Origin of the sequence: Streptomyces sp. NPDC001796, assembly GCF_042892355.1 — a bacterium.
Taxonomy (GTDB): domain Bacteria; phylum Actinomycetota; class Actinomycetes; order Streptomycetales; family Streptomycetaceae; genus Streptomyces.
Genome location: NZ_JBIAUC010000020.1, coordinates 77,609 through 98,993 on the forward strand (window position 1 = coordinate 77,609; position 21,385 = coordinate 98,993).

Consider the following 21,385-nt stretch of genomic DNA (forward strand, 5'->3'; position numbering starts at 1 on the left):
CCGGCTCAGCCGACGTGGATCCGGGGGCGCCGCTCCGGGTCCTGCTCCGCACGGCGCAGCACCTCCCGCGTGACCGGGGCCACCTCGCCGTCCCCGAACACCAGGAAACGCAGCAGGTGGCTGAACGGGGCGCCCTCGGTCCAGTTGAAGTAGGCGTGCGGCACCTGGCCGGTGCGGTCGCGCAGCTCCATCAGGACCGCCGCGATGGTGTTGGGCACGGTCGCGCCCTGGACGCGCAGCCGGCGCACCCCGTGCTTCTCGTCGCCGTGGACGGTCAGATCGGCGGTGAAGTCCGAGGAGTCGGTGACGAAGACCTCCAGGAAGAGCACCGGTCGCCCGTCCGGGATGTGCGTCTGCTCCCGCTGGCTCGACTCCTTGGCGCGGTACTCCCCGGTGGTGTGCTCCTGCGGCTCGTTGGCGATGAGCAACAGCGGCCCGCTCGCCGCGGCCTCGTCGATCAGCCGGGCGGCCGCCTCGTCGAAGGTGACCGTCGCCGCCCGCAGTTCGAAGGCGCGGTGCACACGCGAGGCGAACGAGGTGACGAGGATCGCCACGATGAAGATCAGCGCGATCTTGATGCCGTCGGGGCGCTCGATCACGTTGGTGACCAGGGTGTACGCGAGGACGGCGGTGATCGTACCGAAGCCGAGTGCGGCGGCCCGGTGGCCGTGCCGGTGCACGGCGACCGTCGAGGCGAACGCCGCGGAGAGCATCAGGACGAGCACCCCCGTGGCATACGCGCCGCTCTGGGCGTCGACGTCCGCGTGGAACCACAGCGTGATGAGGACCGCGGCCGCCATGAAGACCAGCACCAGGGGCCTGACGGCGCGGGTCCACTCCGGGGCCATGCCGTAGCGCGGCAGATAGCGCGGCACCAGGTTGAGCAGGCCGGCCATCGCGGACGCTCCCGCGAACCACAGGATCGCGATGGTCGAGATGTCGTAGACCGTGCCGAAGGCCCCGCCCAGGTGCTCGTGCGCGAGATACGCGAGCGCGCGGCCGTTGGCCGGGCCGCCGCTCTTGAAGGCGTCCTGCGGGATCAGGATCGTCGTCGCCAGGCTGGACAGCAGCAGCAGGCAGCTCATGATCACGGCGGCCGTGGTGAGCAGTTTGCGCGTGTCCCGTACCCGGCCGGCCGGATCCGCGTAGGTGTCCGTCGGGTCGCCCTTGACCTGCGGCATCACCGCCACGCCCGTCTCGAAGCCGGACATGCCGAGCGCCAGCTTCGGGAAGACGAGCAGCGCCACCGCGATCATCGCGAGCGGCGAGGAGTGCTCGGCGGTCATCGCGTGCGTCCAGTCGCCGATCCGCACCGGGTGACTGAGCACCTCCCAGGCCGAGACCGCGATGACGACGACGTTGAGCGCGAGATACGTGGCCACGAGCGTGACCGCGATACCGATGGCCTCCTTGAAGCCCTTGAGGAACACGGCGCCGAGCGCGGCGACCAGGAGCAGGGTGATCCAGGTGTTGCCGCCGTCCATCCAGTGCGGAGCGAAGGGGTTCTCCACGACGTGGGCGGCGGCGTCCGCGGCCGACAGCGTCATCGTGATCAGGAAGTCGGTGGCCGCGAAGCCGAGGAGCACGAGGACGAGGAGCTTCCCCGCCCACCACGGCAGCAGCCGCTCCAGCATGGCGATCGAGCCCTCGCCGTGCGGGCTCTCGTGGGCCACCCGGCGGTACACCGGGAGCGCGCCGAACAGGGTCAGCGCGATGAGCACGAGCGTGGCGAGCGGCGACAGGAGCCCGGCCGCGAGCGCGGCGATCCCGGGCTGGTAGCCGAGGGTGGAGAAGTAGTCCACGCCGGTCAGGCACATCACCCGCCACCAGGGGTGGCCCTCGTGACCGTCGTCCCGGGTGGCGTGCGGGCCCGGGTGGCGGGCCGCGCGCTCGCTCAGGCCGTCCAGGAGCCAGGCCCGGCAGCGGGCCGCGGCGGTGGAGGGCCGGGAACGGCCGGGCTCGGCGGCGTCCGGGCTCTCCACCTGGGTGCCGGTCATGCGGTGCTCTCCCTGTGATCGTCGGGCGGTCGGACAACGACGAGCGAGTATCCACTACGGGGTGGTGTGCCCGGATGCCGGGGGCGAACGCCTGGGAGCCGCCCGGGCGGGTGACCGGGAGGCGGCCACGCGGGGTGGGGCGTTCGCCGGTGACGAGCGCCACGCGCGCGGGGCTTTCTGACGGCCGTGACGAGCGCCACGCGCGCGGGGCTTTCTGACGGCCGTGACGAGCGCCACGCGCGCGCGGGTTTCCTCTGCCGCTGACCGGCGCCACGCGCGCGTTGCGCCGGTCGGCGGCAGGCACAGGCCCGCCTGCGGAACTCGGACGGGTGCCGCATACGCTGGCGTGATGCAGGACGAGTACCGCACAGTCGCCCGCGTGGGCGTGCACGAGACCGAGGTCAACCGATCCCGTTTCCTGTGCGCGCTCGCCCCCGCCGCCACCGAGGAGGAGGCGCAGGACTTCATCGCGGGCGTCCGCAAGGAGCACGCCGACGCCACCCACAACTGCTACGCGTACGTCATCGGCGCCGACGCCGCGATCCAGAAGGCGAGCGACGACGGTGAACCGGGCGGCACCGCGGGCGTCCCCATGCTCCAGATGCTGCTGCGCCGCGACATGCGGTACGTCGTCGCCGTCGTCACCCGCTACTACGGCGGCGTGAAGCTGGGGGCGGGCGGGCTCATCAGGGCGTACGGAGGAGCGGTCGGCGAGGCGCTGGACGCGCTCGGCACCCTCACCCGCCGCCGCTTCCGGCTCGCCACGGTGACGGTCGACCACCAGCGCGCGGGCAAGGTGCAGAACGACCTGCGCGCGACCGGCCGTGAGGTACGGGACGTGCGCTACGGCGAGAACGTCACCATCGAGGTCGGGCTGCCGGACGCCGATGTCGAGGCGTTCCGCGCGTGGCTCGCCGATGTGACGGCGGGCACGGCCCGGTTGGAGCTGGGCGGAGAGGCGTACGGGGACGCTTGACGGACGCACCGGACGTCTGACGGGCCGTCGGGCCGTCGGGCCGCTTCCGTCCCGGGCGGCCGGTACGGGAGTAACCGCCCGTGATGTCGGACCCGGCCGTTAGTCTCGGGGATCATGAGGCTGTTGCACACTTCCGACTGGCATCTGGGCCGGGCGTTCCACCGCGTGAACATGCTCGACGCCCAGGCCGCGTTCATCGCCCACCTCGTCACCACCGTGCGCGAGCGCGGTGTGGACGCGGTCGTGGTGTCGGGAGACGTGTACGACCGGGCGGTACCGCCGCTCGCCGCGGTCGAGCTGTTCGACGACGCCCTGCACCGCCTCGCCGACCTCGGCGTGCCCACGGTGATGATCTCCGGGAACCACGACTCGGCGCGCCGCCTGGGCGTCGGCGCCGGCCTCATCGGCCGCGCGGGCATCCACCTGCGGACCGAGCCCGCGGCCTGCGGAACCCCGGTCGTGCTGAGCGACGCGCACGGGGACGTGGCGTTCTACGGCCTGCCGTATCTCGAACCGGCCCTGGTCAAGGACGAGTTCGGAGTCGAGAAGGCGGGCCACGAGACGGTGCTCGCGGCCGCCATGGACCGGGTCCGCGCCGACCTGGCCGCGCGCGCCCCGGGCACCCGCTCCGTCGTCCTCGCCCACGCCTTCGTCACCGGGGGCGAACCCAGCGACAGCGAGCGGGACATCACGGTCGGCGGGGTCGCCGCTGTGCCGGCCGGCGTCTTCGACGGCGTGGACTACGTGGCACTGGGCCATCTGCACGGCAGCCAGACCATCACCGAGCGCGTGCGCTACTCGGGCTCCCCGCTGCCGTACTCCTTCTCGGAGGCCGGCCACCGCAAGAGCATGTGGCTCGTCGACCTCGGCGCCGACGGCTCGGTCGCGGCGGAGCGCGTCGACTGCCCGGTGCCGCGGCCCCTCGCCAGGCTCCGCGGGCATCTGGAGGACCTGCTCGCCGACCCGGAGCTGGCGCGACACGCGGAGGCGTGGGTGGAGGCCACGCTCACCGACCCGGTGCGGCCCACCGAGCCCATGGCCCGGCTCACCGAGCGCTTCCCGCACACCCTCAGCCTCGTCTTCGACCCCGAGCGCGCCCCCGAGGATCCCGGCGTGTCCTACGCGCGCAGGCTGGCGGGCCGCTCCGACCAGCAGATCGCGGAGGACTTCGTGGCCCATGTGCGCGGGACGGGACCCGACGAGCGCGAACGGGCCGTGCTGCGGGAGGCGTTCGACGCGGTGCGCGCCGACCAGGCGGTCCGGGAGGGCGCCCGGTGACCTCACGCACACGTGGAACGGAGGGGGACCGGTGAGGCTGCACCGACTCGACATCACCGCCTTCGGCCCGTTCGGCGGCACCCAGAAGGTCGACTTCGACGCCCTGTCGGCGGCCGGACTCTTCCTGCTGCACGGGCCGACCGGCGCCGGCAAGACATCCGTCCTGGACGCCGTGTGCTACGCGCTCTACGGTGCCGTGCCCGGCGCCCGGCAGAGCGGCCAGGGCATGACCCTGCGCAGCGACCACGCCCAGCCGGGGACGCGCACCGAGATCCGACTCGAACTCACCGTCGCCGGCCGGCGGCTGGAGATCACCCGGCAGCCGCCCTGGGAGCGTCCGAAGAAGCGCGGCAGCGGCACGACGACCGACAAGGCCCAGACCTGGCTGCGCGAGTACGACAGCGCTGCCCGCGCCTGGAAGGACCTCAGCCGCTCCCACCAGGAGATCGGCGAGGAGATCACCCAGCTTCTCGGCATGAGCCGCGAGCAGTTCTGCCAGGTCGTCCTGCTGCCCCAGGGCGACTTCGCCCGCTTCCTCCGCGCCGACGCCGAGGCCCGCGGCAAGCTGCTCGGCCGACTCTTCGACACCCATCGCTTCGCCGAGGCCGAAAAGCGCCTCGCGGAGCGTCGCCGGACCACGGAGGCCGAAGTACGCGACGGGGACGCCGCGTTGCTCGCCGACGCCCACCGCATGCAGCAGGCGGCCGGTGACCCCGTGCCCCTGCCGGACCTGGCCCCCGGTGACCCGGGGCTCGCCGACACCGTCCTGAGCTGGGCCGCCGTCGCCCGCAGCACGGCCCGTGAGCGCCTGGCCATCGCCCAGTGCGCGCGTACGGCCGCCGAGTCGGCGCGGGCCGCCGCCGAGCACGCCCTTGACGACGCACGCGAACGGGCCCGGTTGCAGCGCAGGTTCGCCGAGGCCCGGGAGCGTGCGGCCATCCTGGAGCAGCGCGCCGACGCCCACCGGGAGGCGCAGCAGCGCATGGAACGCGCCCGCAAGGCCGAGGCCGTGGCGCCCGCCCTGGATCTGCGGGACTCCGCGGAGGCCGAGCACCGGCGCGCCGCCGACGCCGAGGCACGCGCGCGTGCCCGGCTCCCGGAGACCGACGCGGCCGCCGGGGCCGCAGGCCTCGCGGCCGCCGCGCGCCGGGCGGCGGAGGAGCTGGGCGCTCTGGAATCGGCCCGCCGCGCCGAGCGGCGACTGGGTGAACTCGCCGCCGAGCGGACGGAGATGGACCGCCAGGAGCGTGCCGACGAAGAGGTCCTGCAGGATGCCGAGGGCTGGCTGGCCGAGTGGGAGCGGACCCGAGCCGCCCTGCAGGAACGGATCGACTCCGCCCAGGAGGCCGCCACTCGGGCCGAGCAGCTCGCCGTGCAGCGTGAACCGGCCCGGAACCGGCTGCGGGCGGCCCGTGAGCGCGACCGGCTCGCCCAGGAGACCGATGCGGCCCGGGCCCGTGCCCTCGCCTCCCGGGAGCGCGCTCTCGCGGCCCACGAACACTGGCTCGACCTCAAGGAGCAGCGGCTGAAGGGCATCGCCGCGGAACTGGCCGCCGGGCTCGTCGACGGCGAACCCTGCGCCGTCTGCGGCGCCACCGACCACCCCGCGCCCGCTCGCAAGGTGGCCGGACACGTCGACCGGGAAGCGGAGGAGCGGGCGCTCGCCGCCCATCGGCACGCCGAGGAGGAACACGCCGAGGACGAACGGCGACTCGCCGCCGTGCGGGAGGCGCTGGCCGCCGCGACCGCCGAGGCGGGAGACACGCCGACCGGCGAACTCGCCGCGCAGGCGGACGAACTGGAGCGGCTCCACGGCGCCGCACGCGCGGGCGCCTCGCAGCTGCACCCCGCGCAGGAGGAGCTGCGGCGGGCCGAGCAGGAGCGCGAGCGGCGCAGTGCCGCCCGGCAGGAAGCCGCCCTGCGGGTGGCGGCGCGCGTCTCCCGCCGGGACGCGCTGGAGCGTGAAGGGGCCGCGCTCGTGGAGGAGCTGGGCCGGGCCCGGGGCGACGCCGTGAGCGTGGCCGCGCGCGCGGCGCAGCTGGAGCGCCGGGCCGCCCTCCTCACCGAGGCCGCCGACGCCGCCCGCGCCGCCGAGGACTGCGCGCAGCGCCTCAAGGAGGCCGACGCACGCCTGGCCGACGCGGCCTTCCGCGCCGGCTTCGACACCCCGCAGGCCGCGGCCGCCGCCCTTCTCGACGACACCGCCCATCGCGAACTGCAACGACGCCTGGACGCCTGGCAACAGGAGGAGGCCGCCGTCCGCGCGATGCTCGCCGAGGCCGACACCGCGGCGGCGGCCCAGCAGCCGCCGGCCGACCTCCCCACCGCCGAACAGGCCGCCGAGGCCGCGGCCCGCCGGCTGCAGGCCGCCGTCTCCGCCCAGGACGAGGCGGCCCGCCGCTGCGCCGAACTCGACCGGCTGTCCGCGCGCGCGACCGCGTCCGTACGGCGCCTCGCGCCGCTGCGCGACGAGTACGACCGGGTGGCCCGGCTGGCGTCCCTCGCCGCCGGCACCTCCGCCGAGAACGAACGCAGGATGCGCCTGGAGTCGTACGTGCTGGCCGCCCGCCTCGAACAGGTGGCGGCCGCCGCGACCGTACGGCTGCAGCGCATGTCCTCGGGCCGTTACACCCTCGTCCACTCCGACGACCGGTCCGGGCGTGGCCGCAGCGGCCTCGGGCTGCATGTCGTCGACGCCTGGACCGGGCGGGAGCGCGACACCGCGACCCTGTCCGGCGGGGAGACGTTCTTCGCCTCCCTGGCCCTCGCCCTCGGCCTCGCGGACGTCGTCACCGACGAGGCGGGCGGCGTGCGTCTGGACACCCTCTTCATCGACGAGGGGTTCGGCAGCCTGGACGACCAGACCCTCGACGAGGTCCTCGACGTGCTCGACTCGCTGCGGGAGCGGGACCGCAGCGTGGGCATCGTCAGCCATGTCGCCGACCTGCGACGCCGTATCCACGCGCAGCTGGAGGTCGTGAAGGGCCGGACGGGTTCCGTCGTACGTCAGCGGGGAGTCGGCTGAGCGGCGGTCAACGGCCGAGAGAACGGCGGGGGAGCGGCGAGGAGTACACGACGCTCGTCGTCACCGAGCCCAGCGTGCCGATCCTGCCCGACACCTCCTCCAGATGGCGCATGGAGCGTGCCGCGACCTTGATGACGAAGCAGTCGTCGCCGGTGACGTGGTGCGCTTCCAGGATCTCGGGGGTCGCGGCCACGAGGTCGTGGAACGGCTTGTAGTTGCCGTTCGGGTAGCGCAGCCGCACGAACGCCAGGATCGGCAGGCCCAGCCGCTCCGGGTCGACGACCGCCGCATACCCCTGGATGACACCGGCCTCTTCCAGCCGCCGCACCCGTTCGGTGACCGCGCTCGCGGACATGGAGACGGCACGCGCCAGCTCGGCGTAGGCGGCGCGGCCGTCGCGCTGGAGGACATCGAGTATGCGCCAGTCGGTGGCGTCCGGGGAATAGGCGGTCATTCCCGAGGGATAGCAGGGGAATCCCCGGCTGATCAAGATGCAAGCCGTTGATCGTCCGTTCAGAGAGGCGATCGATCGCCATAGGTTTCTGGTCAGCGAACTCCACCAGCGAAAGGCCGGCCCGTTGAGCATCAGCATGACCGCCGAGAACCCCGTCCTGCGCGTTCCCCCGGCCGCACCGGCCACCGCCGCCGCCCACTTCCGGGCGAGCCTCGCCTTCCACGCCGACGTGTCCGACGTCGCCGCCGCGCTCGCGGCCGGCGGCGACCCCGGCTTCGTCCTCCTCGACTCGCGCTCCACCGCGGCCTGGGACCAGGGCCACATCCCCGGTGCCGTGCACCTGCCCACCGCCCTCATCCCGGAACAGGCCGGGCAACTCCTCGACAGGGCGGTGCCGGTGGTCACCTACTGCTGGGGCCCGGGATGCAACGGCGCGACGCGCGCGGCCCTCGCCCTGGCCGAACTGGGCTTCCAGGTCAAGGAGATGCTGGGCGGCTTCGAGTACTGGGTACGCGAGGGCTTCGCGTACGAGACCTGGCAGGGCCCCGGGCAGCGCGCCGCCGACCCTCTGACGGCACCTGCTCGGGACGCGGACTGCGGCTGCTGACCGACCGCCCACCGCACCCAGGGGCGTGGGAAAACCGGGTGCGGGCGGCGCCCGCCGTCCGCATCATGGCGACCGTGCCCCGACTCCCGCATCCCACGCCCGAAGAGCTCCGACGCGATCCGCTGCCCCTGCGCGGCCGCACCGCCCTCGTCACCGGCGCGAGCCGGCGCGCCGGCATCGGGTACGCGGTGGCCCGGCGGCTGGCCGCGTACGGCGCCGGCGTCTATCTGCACCACCATGTGCCGCACGACGCGGACATGCCCTGGGGCGCCGACCGCGTCGAGGACGTGGTCGCCGGAGTGCGTGCGGCACTGGCCGACCCGGGGGCGCCCGTGGCGGACGGCCCCGCGGACCTGTCCGACCCGGCGGCTCCGGCCGAGCTGATCGCTCGGGCCGCCGAGGCGCTGGGCGGACGCGTCGACATCCTCGTGGCCAACCACGCGCTCAGCGGCAGCGACGGCACCCTCGACACCGTCGACGCCGCCATGCTGGACGCGCACTGGGCCGTGGACACCCGCTCGGTGCTCCTCCTGGTGCAGGCGTACACCCGGCTGCGCGCCGGGCTGCCGTCGGGCACGGAGGGCGGGCGGGTGGTGATGATGACCTCGGGGCAGGACCTCGGGGACGGCATGCCGGGCGAGATCGCGTACGCGCTCCAGAAGGGCGCCCTCGCCTCGATCACGCGCTCGCTGTCCACGGCCCTCGCCGAGCACGCGGTCACCGTCAACACGGTCAACCCCGGCCCCGTCGACACCGGTTACCTGACCGGTGACGCCTACGAGGCCGTCGCCGCGCGCTTCCCGGCCGGGCGCTGGGGCGTGCCCGATGATCCCTCCCGGCTCGTCGCCTGGCTCGCCACGGACGAGGCGGCCTGGATCACAGGTCAGGTCATCGGCTCGGAGGGCGGCTTCCGCCGCTGACGGCCGGACCCGGCGCAGGCCCGGCCGTCCACGCGCGATCAGAGGCGGGACAGTTCGTCCACCAGGTCGTCCAGGCCCAGTGAGCCCTGCGAGAGCGCCGCCATGTGCCAGGCCTTCGCGTCGAACGCGTCGCCGTGGCGCTCCCGGGCCTTCTCGCGGCCCAGCAGCCAGGCCCGCTCGCCCAGCTTGTAGCCGATCGCCTGGCCCGGCATCGACAGGTAGCGGATCAGCTCGCTCTCCACGAAGTCCGCCGGGCGGCTGCTGTGGGAGCCGAAGAACTCGTGCGCCAGCCGGGGCGTCCAGCGCTCGCCCGGGTGGAACGGCGAGTCCGCCGGGATCTGCAGTTCCAGGTGCATGCCGATGTCGACGATGACCCGCAGCGCCCGCATCATCTGGGCGTCCAGGTAGCCGAGGCGCCGCTCCGGGTCGGTGAGGAAGCCCAGTTCGTCCATCAGGCGCTCGGCGTACAGCGCCCAGCCCTCCGCGTTGGCGCTGACGATGCCCACCGTCGCCTGGTAGCGGGAGAGGTCGTCGGCCACGTGCGCCCACTGTGCGAGCTGGAGGTGGTGGCCGGGGACGCCCTCGTGGTACCAGGTCGAGACGAGGTCGTAGACCGGGAAGCGGTTCTGCCCCATCGTCGGCAGCCAGGTGCGGCCCGGGCGGGAGAAGTCCGCGGAGGGAGCCGTGTAGTAGGGCGCCGCGGCGCTGCCGGGCGGCGCGATGCACGACTCGACCTTCCGCACCCGCTCGGCCAGTTCGAAATGCGTGCCGTCCAGTGCGTCGATCGCCTCGTCCATCAGCCCCTGCAGCCAGGCGCGGACCTCTTCGACACCCTCGATGTGGGTGCCGCGCTCGTCCAGGTGAGCGAGTGCCACCCACGGGGTCGCGGCGCCGGGCAGGACCTTCTCGGCCTCCTTCTTCATCTCGCCGAGGATGCGGTGGTACTCCGACCAGCCGTACGCGTACGCCTCGTCGAGGTCCAGGTCCGTCCCGTTGAAGTAGCGCGCGAAACGGGCGTAACGCTCACGGCCGACCGTGTCCGGCGCGCCCTCGATCGTCGGCGCGTACACGTCGCGCATCCAGTCCCGCAGCTCCGTGACGGCGGCGGTCGCCGCGCGGGCGGCCTCGTCCAGCTCCGCGCGCAGCGCGTCGGGGCCCTGTGAGGCGAAGCCCTCGAACCAGCCGCGGCCCTGGCCGTCCTTGTCCGACCATTCGGTGAGCTGTTCGATGAAGGTCGCGGTCGGGCGCGGACCGGCATGGAGCTTGCGCTCCAGGCCGAGGGCCAGGGACTCGCGGTAGCCCCGCAGAGCGGCCGGCACGGCGCGCAGACGCTCGGCGACCGCCGCCCAGTCCTCCTCGGTCGCCACGGGGGTGATGGTGAAGACGTTGCGCACGGAGTGCACCGGGGACGAGAGGTTGCTCACCGCCCTCAGGCCCTCGTCGGCCTCGTGCACGGCGAGTTCGGCGGTGAGCCGCTCACGCAGCAGGCGCGCGCACCGGCGCTCGATGTCACTGTCCGCGCCCGGCCGGAGCTCCGCCTCGTCGAGCCGCGCGAGGGTCTCGCGCGCCAAATCGGCGAGCGCCTCCTGGCCCGCGGGTGAGGTGTCGGGCAGCTTGCTCGAACTCTCCTTCACACCGAGGTACGTGCCGGTGACCGGGTCGAGGGCGACGAGGGCGTCGACGTAGGCGTCGGCGACCTCCCGGGGCAGAGGGCTTCTGGTCGTGTCAGACATGCGGACAATCCTCATACGCCACGTGGTGCGCGTCACGCGGATTCAGCGCTCGGCTTACCCCCTGTCCAGCGGGTTTCGGCACGGCTCACGCAGTGGCCTGTCCCGGGGGGAGCAGCGGGCCGCAGTCCCACTGCTGGAAGATCAACCGGGTCTCCACCCGCGCCACCTCCCGTCGTGCCGTGAACTCGTCGAGCACCAGTCGCTGAAGGTCCGCCATGTCCGCGACAGCGACATGCACCAGGTAGTCGTCCGGGCCGGTGAGGTGGAAGACGGTACGGGACTCGGGCAGCGCCCGGATGCGCTCCACGAACGGACCGACCAACTCCCGCCGGTGCGGCCTGACCTGCACCGACAGCAGCGCTTCCAGGCCGCGCCCCAGCTTCGCCGGGTCCAGCCGCAGCTGATGACCGAGGATCACGCCCGAGCGGCGCAGCCGGGTCACCCGGTCCAGGCAGGTGGAGGGCGCGACCCCGACCTGTGCGGCGAGGTCGCGGTAGGTGGCCCGGGCGTCGTTCTGCAAAAGCCGCAGCAGATGCAGATCCACCGGGTCCAGTACGACGGATTCGGCCATACGCCGAACGTAACACGGGTTTCGCCGCCATGACTCCGGCCGGTGTTCAGTCTGCCGTCCATGGATTCCCGTACTCATGACACGCGGAACGGATTCCCCGCGGGCGGTCCGTCCGGGCGCCGGGCGCTCGCCACCGAGGCCGTGCACGCCGGGCGCGAGGACCTCGTCGCCCTGGGGCTGCACGCCCCGCCCCTGGACCTGTCCACCACCTACCCCTCCCCGGACAGCAGGGGCGAGGCCGCCCGCCTCGACGCCTTCGCGGCCGACGGCGCCGAGCTGGAGGGGCCGCCCGTCTACGCACGGCTCGGCAACCCGACCGTCGCCCGTTTCGAGACCGCGCTCGCCCGTCTGGAGGGCACCGAGAGCGCGGTCGCGTTCGCCAGCGGCATGGCCGCCCTGAGCGCCGTGCTGCTCGCCCGGGGCGCATTGGGCCTGCGGCATGTCGTCGCCGTACGACCGCTGTACGGCTGCAGCGACCACCTTCTGACCGCCGGGCTGCTGGGCTCCGAGGTGACCTGGACCGACCCGGCGGGCATCGAGGAGGCACTGCGCCCGGACACCGGCCTGGTCATGGTCGAGTCCCCGGCCAACCCGACGCTCGCGGAGGTCGACCTGCGGGCGGTCGCGCACGCGTGCGGCACGGTTCCGCTGCTGGTGGACAACACCTTCGCCACACCCGTGCTGCAGCGGCCCGTCGAGCAGGGGGCGCGCCTGGTGCTGCACAGTGCCACCAAGTACCTCGGCGGGCACGGCGACGTGATGGGCGGCGTCGTGGCCTGCGACGGGGAACTGGCACGCCGGCTGCGGCAGGTGCGCTTCGCGACGGGTGGGGTGCTGCATCCGCTCGCCGGCTATCTGCTGCTGCGCGGCCTCGCGACGCTGCCGGTACGGGTACGGGCGGCGTCCGCCACCGCCGCCGAACTGGCCCGCCGTCTCGCGGCCGACCCGCGGATCGCCCGTGTCCACTACCCCCGCATCGGGGGCGCGATGGTCGCCTTCGAGGTGCACGGGGATCCGCACGCGGTGATCGCCGGGGTGCGTCTGATCACGCCCGCGGTGAGCCTCGGCAGCGTCGACACCCTCATCCAGCATCCGGCGTCCATCAGCCACCGCATCGTCGACGCCGAGGACCGCCGGGGCGCCGGGGTCAGCGACCGGTTGCTGCGACTGTCGGTGGGCCTCGAGGACGTCGAGGACCTGTGGGCCGACCTGGAGCGGGCTCTGGGAGCGGAACAGGGCGGAGGCGACCGGCGCCGGGAGGAGATGGCCGGCCGGTAGCGGGCCCGGTCCCGGCATGCGGAACGGCCCGGCGCAGTGCGCCGGGCCGTTCCCCGTCCGTCGTGCGTGGGCGCGCCGTCAGTCGCGCGTGCCCCTCGAGCCGGGCCGCTCGTACGCGTCGCCGTACGGCAGACGGGACGCAACCGGCGTCGCGTCCAGGCGGGCCGTGATGACGAGGGTGCCCTCCTCGATCTGGTAGTCGAGTGGCAGCCCGAGGCCGCGCATCGCGGCGACCATGCCCGTGTTGGACGCCTGCGTGACCGCGTAGACGTTCTCGCAGCCCGCCTCGACCGCCATGGACACCAGACGGCGCAGGAGCTCGCTGCCGATGCCGCGCCGCTGCCACTCGTCCTCGACGAGCAGCGCGACCTCCGTCTCGTCGCCGTCCCACAGCAGGTGCCCGAGGCCGACGATGCGGCCCGATCCCGTCTGCACGGCCAGGGTGCGGCCGAAGCGCGGGCTGAGCAGGTGGCCCAGATAGCGACCCGCGTCGTGGACCGGCCCGTGGTAGCGCATGCCCAGCGTGCGCGCCGAGCACCGGGCGTGCATCTCCTTCGCCGCCTTCAGGTCGGAGGTGTCGGCGCGCCGCACGGTGATCGCGTTGCCTGCCGGCAGCGTCAGCACGTCCTGGCTGCGCGGGATGCGCGGACCGAGCCGCGTGTCCAGCTCCACCAGCGCGCGGGCCCGCGCGAACTCCGTGGGGGTGAACGGCAGGTACGGCCGCTCCACCGTGATCACCCCGCCTTCCGGCGCCCGCAGCCGCATGACCGTGTCCTCCAGAGCGCCCTCGACGGGGGCCTCCTCCCGGGCCCTGCCGGAGCCGGGGGAGACGGCGGGCAGGGAGCGGATGGTGCACCGGCCGAGCAACTGCCGCAGGGTCAGGGGGAGTTCGGCCGCGTCCAGCGCGGTGCGCGCGGCGAGTCCGAGTACCCGGGTCGGGACGTCCACCAGGTCGTGTGCGTCGGCCCGCTCGATCCAGGTCCCGTCGCCGCCGGCCTGTGACACCGCCCGGGTGACCTCGCCCGCCTCCACGCCTGCGGGCGCCCGCAGCAGGAACTCGTCGACCGTGCCGTGCGCCAGCGGGTGTGTCTGCAGGCTGAGGATGTCGACGCGCAGCCTCGCCAGCGCCGTGCACAGCGCGGCCAGCGAGCCCGGCTCGTCCTTCACCGTCGTCCGCATCCGCCACAGCGTGCTCGCCCCGTCGGTCCCGGACGGCCCGGCCTGCTCCGCCTCGGGGAGCGGCCGGGCGCCGGTATCGGCCGAGGGCGGTGCATGGCCGTGGCGGCGTGACCACCATGCGTGGAACGCGGCCGTCGCCACCAGCGCCACCGCCGAGATCACGAGGAGGGCGGGGCCGTCGGGCCCGTGTCCGACCAGGTTGGCCGTCACGTCCGCCACCGCGACCGCCGTGAACAGGGCAGCGAGTTCCACGAGGTCGCGTCGCCAGTGGTGCACCGGGCGGCCGTTCTTCGCGCGCCTCACATCAGACATGTCTGGAGTCATGCAAGTACTGTGCAGGAAGGGTGTTGCGTGATCACGAACGCTTTGTGACTGATCGGTTAAGTATAGATCTGTCCCTTTTATTGCTTCTTGTACGAGATGCGCAGGCGGCGACGACCGCGATGCCGCGCACCGGGGGATGACGCCGGTGCGCGGCGCGGTGAGTGAGGGTAGCCGAAGCGGCGGGCCCGTTACTGGCCCACGCGACCCGGCTGCAGCACCTGGGTGAACAGAACAGTACCGTCCTGCTCCCGCAGACGGACCGTCAACTCACCGCTGTCGCCGTCGACGTCGACCTCACCGAAGAACTGGTAACCGCCGGCGGGGGAGACGTTCGAGGCGGTCGGCGCCTTCACGAACACCCGCTCCGGGCCGAACGTGCCGTCGAGCGCGCTCGCCGGGAACGCGCCGGCGTTGAGCGGGCCCGAGACGAACTCCCAGAACGGCTCGAAGTCGGTGAAGGCCGCCCGGGAGGGGTGGTAGTGCTGCGCAGAGGTGTGGTGCACGTCGGCCGTCAGCCACAGCGTGCCCGTGATCCTCCGGTGCTTGATGAACCGCAGCAGCTCCGCGATCTGCAGCTCCCGCCCGAGCGGCGCGCCCGGGTCACCCTGCGCCACGGCCTCGAAGTTGGGCTTGTTCTCCATGGGGTCCGGCACGACCAGGCCGAGCGGCATGTCGGCCGCGATCACCTTCCAGACCGCGCGGGATGCCGCCAACTCCCGCTTCAGCCATTCCAGTTGCTCGGCACCGAGGATGCCCTGCGGGTCGACCGCCTGGTTGTCGGGCGAGTTGGGGTCTCGGTAGGTGCGCATGTCCAGCACGAACACGTCCAGCAGGGGACCGTGCCGCATGACCCGGTACACCCGGCCGTTCTTGTCGCCCGGCTGCAGCGTGGAGATCGGGAAGTACTCGCTGAACGCGCGCCGGGCGCGGGCGGCGAGCACGTCGATGCTCTTCTCGGTGTAGCGGGTGTCGGAGGAGGCGATCACCTCGCCCGGGTACCAGTTGTTGCGGACCTCGTGGTCGTCCCACTGGATGATCGACGGCACCTGGGCGTTGAACCGCCTGAGGTTCTCGTCGAGCAGGTTGTAGCGGAAGTTGCCGCGGTACTCGGCCAGGGTCTCGGCGACCTTGGACTTCTCCTCGGTGGTGATGTTCCGCCAGGTGCTGCCGTCGGGCAGGGCCTGGGTGGCCGAGATGGGGCCGTCGGCGTAGATGTTGTCACCGCTGCACAGGAAGAAGTCCGGGTCCAGCTTCGCCATCGCGTCGTAGATGCGGTATCCGCCGAGGTCGGGGTTGATGCCCCAGCCCTGCCCGGCCAGGTCGCCAGACCACAGGAACCGCACCCCGCGGCGCCGCTGGAGAGGCGTCGTACGGAAGGTGCCGGTCACCGGCTCGCCGGTGCGGCGCGGGTCGTCCGGGTCGGCCAGCAGCACCCGGTAGTGGATCTGCTCGCCGGCGGGCAGCCCGTGCAGCCGCGTGGTGCCGGTGAAGTCGGTGTCCGGGCCCAGAAGCGGCCCCTGCCATCTGCGCGGGTTGCGGAACGACTCGGTCGCGGCGGTCTCGACGATCATCCGGGCCGGGCGGTCCGAGCGCACCCAGACCAGACCGGAGTGGGCGGTCACGTCGCCGGCCTGGACGCCCCATCCCGCCTTCGGGCGTCCCGACAGGGAGAACGCCGGCGCCGCGCCGAGCGCGGTGGGCAGGGTCAGGGCCGCCGAAGCGGCCAGGGAGCCGCGCAGCACGCTGCGGCGGGCGGGGAAGGGACGGTGTGACATGGGATGCGCCTCCAGGGACGTATTCCGGCCAATGGGCACCGCAACACCTACTCGTGCGCCACGGCGCGCACGGAAACCGCAAGTGAACAACGGACCCCGGCCGCACGGTGAAGGACACCCGTCACGCGCGCGTGGCGTCGCCATCACCCGTACGCCTTCCCGGACACGTACGGCCGACAGGTGCGCGCAACCCGGTACCGGGCGAACGCCGTCGACGGGCCGCCGTGCCGTGCGCGGACAACGGACGTACCGCCGAACCGGCCGCGGCCGCCCGCCCCAGGACCGCCCGGCCGGGTCAGCGGCTGCCGTCCAGGATGACCCGGGCGACCAGCGCGGGGTCGTCGTTCATCGGGACGTGCCCGCAGCCGGGCAGTCGCACCAGCCGGGCCCCGGGGATGATCCGCTTGGCACGAACGCCCTGACGGTACAGCAGCAGCCGGTCCCTGGTGCCCCACGCCACGGTGACCGGCAGTCCGGGCACGTCCTCGGTGAACTGGACGGACGTGCCAGCCCGGAGGGTCTCGGCGAACCCCTCGGCGCGGGCGAGCGCCAGGGTCTCGGCGACGACGGCCTCGGGTGAACGGCGGGCGGGACGGGCGTAGATGGTGCTCGTCAGGACCGTCCGGCCGGCCGCGGTGCGCGACAGTCGCTCCACCACCGGCAGCGGCGTGTTCCGCGCGGCCTGCCGCATCGCGGAAAGGACCGTGAACGCGTACCGGCGCTCGACGGGGGTCCAGAAACCGGCGGGGGCGAGGGCGGTGACGGACCGTACGAGCTTCTCGCGGCCCAGCTCCAGGGCCAGCAGTCCGCCGAGGGAGTTGCCCGCCACGTGCGGACGCTCGATCCCCAGCGCCTCGCACAGCGAGCCGAGGGCGGGCACCACGGTCGCCAGGTCGTAGGCGAGCCCCTCCGGCAGGGCCGGGGACGCGCCGAAGCCCGGCAGGTCGACCGCGATCACGTCCCGCTCGGTCGCCAGGATGTCCACGACCGGGTCCCAGGCCTGCCGGTGGTGGCCGATGCCGTGCAGCAGCAGGAGCGGTTCGCCCTCGCCCACACGCGCGTAGGAGACGGTCACGGTCCGCGGGCCGTGCGGGGAGGGGACGCTGAAGGAGACCGTGGCCGACATCTGCTGCTCCTCGTCTGGGGGGCACGGACGATGTGGTAGACAGCTTGTCAGCAATTGCTACCCGCGGGTAGCCCCCGTCTCGACGCGGTTCGGCCACAGGCGGCCCGCGGCCATTGTGCTGCGTCAACCGCCTTGTCTCCTGGACATGGTCGGAGCGTGTCGGATGGGATGTGACGGTGACGACCGACACTACGACCGAGGTCTTCGAAGAGCACCGTCCCGTCCTGATGGGGGTGGCCTACCGCATGCTCGGCCGGGTCGCCGACGCCGAGGACGTCGTCCAGGAGGCCTGGCTGCGCTGGTCCCGCGCCGACCGCGACGCCGTGCGCGAACCGCGCGCCTACCTCGTCCGTGTCACCACCCGGCTGGCCGTCGACCGGCTGCGGCAGGCGCAGGCCCGCAAGGAGGCCTACGTCGGGCCCTGGCTGCCCGAGCCCTACGTCACCGACTTCGGCGACACGGCGCCGGACGCGGCGGACCGGGCCGTGCTCGCCGACTCCGTCTCGCTCGCCGTCCTCGTCGTCCTGGAGTCCCTGTCGCCGCTGGAGCGCGCGGTGTTCGTGCTCAGAGAGGCCTTCGGGTTCCCGTTCGGGGAGATCGCCGCCACCCTCGACCGCAGCGAGGCCGCGGTGCGCCAACTCGCCGCACGCGCGCGCAAGCACGTCGACGAACGTCGGCCGCGCTACGACGTCGACCCCGCCGAACGCCGCGACCTGACCGAGCGTTTTCTCGCCGCGGCCGTCGAGGGCGACCTCAAGGGGCTGATGGAACTGCTCGCCCCGGGCGCACGGCTGATCGGCGACAGCGGCGGCCGCGCCAAGGCACCGCTGCGCGTCCTGCAGACCGCGGACAAGGTCGGCCGGTTCCTCGCCGCCGTGGCCGGGCAGCCTCCGGCGGACATGTCGCTGCGATTCCTGGAGCTCAACGGCGGTCCCGCCCTGCTCGTCCTGTCCGGCGGCAAGCCCGACACCGTGTTCCAGGTGGACGTGGTGGACGGGCGCGTCCAGTGCGTCTACGCCATCCGCAACCCGGACAAGCTGGCCTCCCTGCCGGTGGACCGGCAGCCGGACGAGTGATCGGGAAGCCCCCGTACGACGGAGGCGGCGCGGACCTCGGCGAAGCCTCCGTAGCACGCAGTCCGTGAACGGAGGCTTCGCCGACATGTCGTGCGCGTCGCCCACTGCGAACGCACTGTGAACGCTTCGTGACAGACCGCACAGGGAATGGGCGACCGGTCGAGGATTGGTCTTGACCAAGGGTGGGGGCCGCCCTATGGTCGCAGAGAAGTGCAACAACCTTTAAAAAACAAGGGCGCTTAAAAGCCGCCGGGCCACGGCGATCGCGGAGGACAGGGTGGGGACCACGCAGCTGGAATCGGTGCCGGAGCCCAAGTACTGGCATCTCAAGACCGTGCTCACCGAAGCACTCGACTCCGAGTTCTCGGTGGGCGAGATCCTGCCCAACGAACGGGATCTCGCCGCCAGGTTCGGGGTCGCCCGCGCCACGCTCCGCCAGGCGCTGGAACAGCTCGAGCTGGAAGGCCGCCTGCAGCGCCGCCGCGGGGTCGGCACCACCGTCGCCCCGCCGCGCGTCGGGGTGGCCGTCAGTGCCGAGGGGCACACCTGGCCCGGGGCGGTCGGCGACGACTGGCAGCCCACGGACTGCATGGACGTGGTCCCGCCCGCCGCGGTGGCCGACCTCCTGGAGACCGACCAGGGCGAGCAGGTGCACACAGTACGCCGCTCCCGCGTGTCGCACGGCCGGCCCGTGGCCGCCGAACTGCTCTACATCCCGCACTCCTCGGTGCCCGACCTCTCTGCGATCGACGCCCCCTCCGGCGCGGCACGCGCGCGTGCCGTGCTGCGCGAGCTGCAGCACCTGGAGCTGGAGGGCCGGGACCAGGCGGTCGAGCTGGGCTCGGTCAGCGCCGAGGACGCCAAGGAACTCGACCGGCTGCCCGGTGCGCCCGTCCTCGTCGTCACCACCCGCTTCCACTCCGGCGGACGCACCGCGGCCGTCTCCGTCGCGACCTACCGCGCCGACACCTGCCGCCTGACCTTCGGTGGCGACATCGAGATCCACCACGGCCCGGAGCGCCGCGCCTCCTGACCGCGCCGCCGCACCCGGCAGCCGGCAGCGAAGGCCGCATCCGTCGCATTCGGCAGCGACCATCGAAGGCCGCATCCGTCGCGCCCCGGTCACCCGGGGCGCGGCGCCGTTGGGACACCTACGGGTTGCGAGCGGCATTCAGCGCCGTGCCGTGACCGTCCCCTCCACGGCGAACAGCTGTTCCTCCACGTGGTCCAACGCCAGCCGCAGCGCGCCCGTCGCCACCGCCGCCTCGCCCAGCTGCGACAGGGCCACCCTCGGGGGGCGCAGGCAGTAGCGGGCCAGCTCGTGGCGCAGCGGGTCCAGAACGCCGTCCAGGCCCGCCGCCCAGCCGCCGATCACGACCAGTTCGGGGTCGAGGGCCAGGACGAGGGCCGCCACGTCGTGCACCAGCCGCTGCAGGAAGCGGTCCACGGCGGCGCGGGCCCGCTGGTCGCCCTCACGGGCCAGCGCGAAGACATCGGCCACCTGCTGCTCGTCCAGCGGCTGCAGCGGCTCGTCCGTGGTCGACAACAACGTCTCCGGCTTCGCCTCGCGGCCCAGCAGATGCAGCGCGCCGATCTCCCCTGCCGCCCCACCGTAGCCGCGGTGCAGCCGACCGCCGATGAGCGAACCGGCGCCGGGGCTCAGCCCGACCAGGACGAACACCACGTCGTCGGACTCCGTGGCGGCGCCCTTCCAATGCTCCGCGACGGCCGCCGCGTTGGCGTCGTTCTCGACGAGGACAGGGCACTTGAAGGAGCGGCTCAGCCGTTCGCCCAGCGGCAGACCGGTCCACTCGGGCAGAGCCGTGCCCAGGCGCACCGTGCCGTCCGCCTCCACGATGCCGGGGGTGGCCACCCCGACCGCGCGCAGCGAACCACGGGACACGCCCGACCGGCGCAGCAGCTCGGCGACGGTGCCGCGCAGCCGCTCCAGCCGCTCGTCGGCCGGCGCGGACTCGTCGACCTCCTTGGAGAGGCTGCCGAGCTCACGGCCGTCGAGATCGGCGAGGAGCGCGGTCACCCGATGCGCGCCGACGTCCAGCCCCAGCAGATGGCCCGCCTCCGCCCGGAACCGGAACCTGCGTGCGGGCCGCCCCTGCCGCCGGGCCGCGCCCTCCTCGGCCGCCGCCTCCACCACGAGCCCGGCCTCGATCAGCCCCTCGACGACTCCCTCGACGGTCGGCCGGGACAGTCCGGTCACCCGGGTGATCTCGGTGAGCGTCGCACAGTCCGTCGCGCGCAGCGCGTGCAGCACCACGGCGGAGTTGATCCGTCGCAGCAGAGAGGGGTCCCCGCCGGTCAGCCCCACCCGTGTCCTCCCCAGGTCATGCGCGTGTTGGCCGGATCGTACTCGGCACCGCGCCGACCCGCGAGGGCCGGGCGCCCTCCGTGATCGGGAACGGCCACCGACCTCCTGCCCGACAACGCCGGACAGCCGTCCTGCGCGAGGCACCGAACCGAAGGGATGCCGGTGCCGTGGACAGGGCTCGTGGTGACGGCGGTGGTGCTGCTCGCAGGCGCCCGGAGCACGGCGCGAGGACGACTGATGGTCCGGACCTCTGACGCCACGCCAGTTGTCAGTGGTGACTGGTCTACTGGACGCATGACCATCGACCATCACCTGGCCACGATCGACCGGCTGTGTCTGCGCGAGTTCCCCGCGCGACCCGGCCGGTCGGACGTGGGCTTCGGGGGGCCCGGGTTCCACATCGCCGAGTTAACGGTGAGCGTCGGCCTCGGTACGGGTGACGGCGCGGCACGGGAGCGCACGGCGGAGGACTTCGACGCATGGAGGGAAGCGATCGCCCAGCGGCTGAACGACCGGTGGGGGCAGGGACAGCGCTGGGGGATGCTGACCCTCGGCGTGCGCAGGGCGCGCGGCGAGGAGATACCGCAGCCCTGGGCGTTGCTGGGCGACCTCGTGCATGAGGTGCATCTGTGGCAGGCGGACGGCACCGGCCGGTGGGTCGCCCTGGGAGTGGCCGAGCGCGACGAGACCGACGAGATACGACTCCTCGCGGTCGTCACGGCCATAGACCCGCCCTGACC

The 21,385-nt window shown here is 73.3% G+C and carries 17 protein-coding genes; 9 read left to right on the forward strand and 8 right to left on the reverse strand.

Annotated features, from left to right (window positions below):
- Positions 1 to 5 precede the first annotated feature (5 nt).
- Positions 6 to 1,997 carry an amino acid transporter gene (locus ACFYZE_RS29855; RefSeq protein ID WP_389000678.1) on the reverse strand — a complete coding sequence of 664 codons (1,992 nt, stop codon included), beginning with the start codon at positions 1,995 to 1,997 and terminating at the stop codon, positions 6 to 8.
- 349 nt (positions 1,998 to 2,346) lie between these two features.
- Between ACFYZE_RS29855 and ACFYZE_RS29860 the strand changes: the two genes are divergently transcribed.
- The 3 genes from ACFYZE_RS29860 to ACFYZE_RS29870 all read left to right on the forward strand — a co-directional run bounded on the left by ACFYZE_RS29860 (position 2,347) and on the right by ACFYZE_RS29870 (position 7,276).
- Entirely contained in the window at positions 2,347 to 2,973 is a 627-nt protein-coding gene (locus tag ACFYZE_RS29860) for a YigZ family protein (RefSeq protein ID WP_389000681.1), read from the forward strand.
- Between the two features lie 114 nt (positions 2,974 to 3,087).
- Positions 3,088 to 4,251, forward strand: coding sequence for an exonuclease SbcCD subunit D (locus tag ACFYZE_RS29865; RefSeq protein ID WP_389000684.1), 1,164 nt, complete (start codon positions 3,088 to 3,090; stop codon positions 4,249 to 4,251).
- Between the two features lie 31 nt (positions 4,252 to 4,282).
- A complete protein-coding gene (locus ACFYZE_RS29870) occupies positions 4,283 to 7,276 on the forward strand; it encodes an AAA family ATPase (protein ID WP_389000687.1) in 2,994 nt (997 codons plus the stop codon).
- Positions 7,277 to 7,283: 7 nt separating this feature from the next.
- Here ACFYZE_RS29870 and ACFYZE_RS29875 read toward each other — a convergent pair whose 3' ends face one another.
- Positions 7,284 to 7,730: an Lrp/AsnC family transcriptional regulator gene (locus tag ACFYZE_RS29875; protein WP_389000690.1), complete on the reverse strand. Its 447-nt coding sequence runs from the start codon at positions 7,728 to 7,730 to the stop codon at positions 7,284 to 7,286.
- A gap of 136 nt (positions 7,731 to 7,866) precedes the next feature.
- Here ACFYZE_RS29875 and ACFYZE_RS29880 point away from each other — a divergent pair, with 136 nt between their 5' ends.
- The gene (locus ACFYZE_RS29880) at positions 7,867 to 8,337 is read left to right on the forward strand and encodes a rhodanese-like domain-containing protein (protein ID WP_389000693.1); all 471 of its coding nucleotides are present in this window, start codon (positions 7,867 to 7,869) and stop codon (positions 8,335 to 8,337) included.
- 74 nt (positions 8,338 to 8,411) lie between these two features.
- Positions 8,412 to 9,257, forward strand: coding sequence for an SDR family oxidoreductase (locus ACFYZE_RS29885; protein WP_389000696.1), 846 nt, complete (start codon positions 8,412 to 8,414; stop codon positions 9,255 to 9,257).
- Positions 9,258 to 9,295: 38 nt separating this feature from the next.
- On the opposite strand, the gene ACFYZE_RS29890 is transcribed toward ACFYZE_RS29885, so the two are convergent.
- Together ACFYZE_RS29890 and ACFYZE_RS29895 are read right to left on the reverse strand one after the other, a co-directional pair.
- Entirely contained in the window at positions 9,296 to 10,990 is a 1,695-nt protein-coding gene (locus tag ACFYZE_RS29890) for a DUF885 domain-containing protein (RefSeq protein WP_389000699.1), read from the reverse strand.
- Positions 10,991 to 11,075: 85 nt separating this feature from the next.
- Positions 11,076 to 11,561, reverse strand: a complete 486-nt coding sequence (locus ACFYZE_RS29895; protein ID WP_103844475.1) for an Lrp/AsnC family transcriptional regulator — start codon at positions 11,559 to 11,561, stop codon at positions 11,076 to 11,078.
- A 60-nt stretch (positions 11,562 to 11,621) separates the two neighbouring features.
- Here ACFYZE_RS29895 and ACFYZE_RS29900 point away from each other — a divergent pair, with 60 nt between their 5' ends.
- Positions 11,622 to 12,839, forward strand: a complete 1,218-nt coding sequence (locus tag ACFYZE_RS29900) for a trans-sulfuration enzyme family protein (RefSeq protein WP_389000702.1) — start codon at positions 11,622 to 11,624, stop codon at positions 12,837 to 12,839.
- A 78-nt stretch (positions 12,840 to 12,917) separates the two neighbouring features.
- Here the strand turns inward: ACFYZE_RS29900 and ACFYZE_RS29905 are convergent, their stop codons facing one another.
- From ACFYZE_RS29905 to ACFYZE_RS29915, 3 genes are all read right to left on the reverse strand, one after another.
- Entirely contained in the window at positions 12,918 to 14,330 is a 1,413-nt protein-coding gene (locus tag ACFYZE_RS29905; RefSeq protein WP_389000705.1) for a GNAT family N-acetyltransferase, read from the reverse strand.
- A gap of 200 nt (positions 14,331 to 14,530) precedes the next feature.
- Positions 14,531 to 16,117 carry an alkaline phosphatase D family protein gene (locus ACFYZE_RS29910; RefSeq protein WP_389000708.1) on the reverse strand — a complete coding sequence of 529 codons (1,587 nt, stop codon included), beginning with the start codon at positions 16,115 to 16,117 and terminating at the stop codon, positions 14,531 to 14,533.
- A gap of 295 nt (positions 16,118 to 16,412) precedes the next feature.
- Complete coding sequence (locus tag ACFYZE_RS29915; RefSeq protein WP_389000711.1) at positions 16,413 to 17,243, reverse strand: alpha/beta fold hydrolase; 831 nt, start codon at positions 17,241 to 17,243, stop codon at positions 16,413 to 16,415.
- A gap of 176 nt (positions 17,244 to 17,419) precedes the next feature.
- On the opposite strand from ACFYZE_RS29915, the gene ACFYZE_RS29920 reads away from it, so the two are divergent.
- Together ACFYZE_RS29920 and ACFYZE_RS29925 are read left to right on the forward strand one after the other, a co-directional pair.
- Positions 17,420 to 18,319 (forward strand): RNA polymerase sigma-70 factor, encoded by a 900-nt coding sequence (locus tag ACFYZE_RS29920; protein ID WP_389000714.1) that lies wholly within the window; start codon positions 17,420 to 17,422, stop codon positions 18,317 to 18,319.
- A gap of 277 nt (positions 18,320 to 18,596) precedes the next feature.
- On the forward strand, positions 18,597 to 19,352 hold the full coding sequence (locus tag ACFYZE_RS29925; RefSeq protein WP_389000717.1) for a GntR family transcriptional regulator: 756 nt from the start codon (positions 18,597 to 18,599) through the stop codon (positions 19,350 to 19,352).
- A gap of 138 nt (positions 19,353 to 19,490) precedes the next feature.
- Here the strand turns inward: ACFYZE_RS29925 and ACFYZE_RS29930 are convergent, their stop codons facing one another.
- A complete protein-coding gene (locus ACFYZE_RS29930; RefSeq protein WP_389000720.1) occupies positions 19,491 to 20,645 on the reverse strand; it encodes an ROK family transcriptional regulator in 1,155 nt (384 codons plus the stop codon).
- A gap of 294 nt (positions 20,646 to 20,939) precedes the next feature.
- Here ACFYZE_RS29930 and ACFYZE_RS29935 point away from each other — a divergent pair, with 294 nt between their 5' ends.
- The gene (locus ACFYZE_RS29935) at positions 20,940 to 21,383 is read left to right on the forward strand and encodes a hypothetical protein (RefSeq protein ID WP_389000723.1); all 444 of its coding nucleotides are present in this window, start codon (positions 20,940 to 20,942) and stop codon (positions 21,381 to 21,383) included.
- Positions 21,384 to 21,385: the final 2 nt, after the last annotated feature.

Coding starts and splice junctions, on each gene's coding strand:
- ACFYZE_RS29855 (WP_389000678.1), bottom strand. CDS start 1,997: ATGACCGGCACCCAGGTGGAGAGCCCGGACGCCGCCGAGCCCGGCCGT.
- ACFYZE_RS29860 (WP_389000681.1), top strand. CDS start 2,347: ATGCAGGACGAGTACCGCACAGTCGCCCGCGTGGGCGTGCACGAGACC.
- ACFYZE_RS29865 (WP_389000684.1), top strand. CDS start 3,088: ATGAGGCTGTTGCACACTTCCGACTGGCATCTGGGCCGGGCGTTCCAC.
- ACFYZE_RS29875 (WP_389000690.1), bottom strand. CDS start 7,730: ATGACCGCCTATTCCCCGGACGCCACCGACTGGCGCATACTCGATGTC.
- ACFYZE_RS29880 (WP_389000693.1), top strand. CDS start 7,867: ATGACCGCCGAGAACCCCGTCCTGCGCGTTCCCCCGGCCGCACCGGCC.
- ACFYZE_RS29890 (WP_389000699.1), bottom strand. CDS start 10,990: ATGTCTGACACGACCAGAAGCCCTCTGCCCCGGGAGGTCGCCGACGCC.
- ACFYZE_RS29895 (WP_103844475.1), bottom strand. CDS start 11,561: ATGGCCGAATCCGTCGTACTGGACCCGGTGGATCTGCATCTGCTGCGG.
- ACFYZE_RS29900 (WP_389000702.1), top strand. CDS start 11,622: ATGGATTCCCGTACTCATGACACGCGGAACGGATTCCCCGCGGGCGGT.
- ACFYZE_RS29905 (WP_389000705.1), bottom strand. CDS start 14,330: ATGTCTGATGTGAGGCGCGCGAAGAACGGCCGCCCGGTGCACCACTGG.
- ACFYZE_RS29910 (WP_389000708.1), bottom strand. CDS start 16,117: ATGTCACACCGTCCCTTCCCCGCCCGCCGCAGCGTGCTGCGCGGCTCC.
- ACFYZE_RS29915 (WP_389000711.1), bottom strand. CDS start 17,243: ATGTCGGCCACGGTCTCCTTCAGCGTCCCCTCCCCGCACGGCCCGCGG.
- ACFYZE_RS29935 (WP_389000723.1), top strand. CDS start 20,940: ATGACCATCGACCATCACCTGGCCACGATCGACCGGCTGTGTCTGCGC.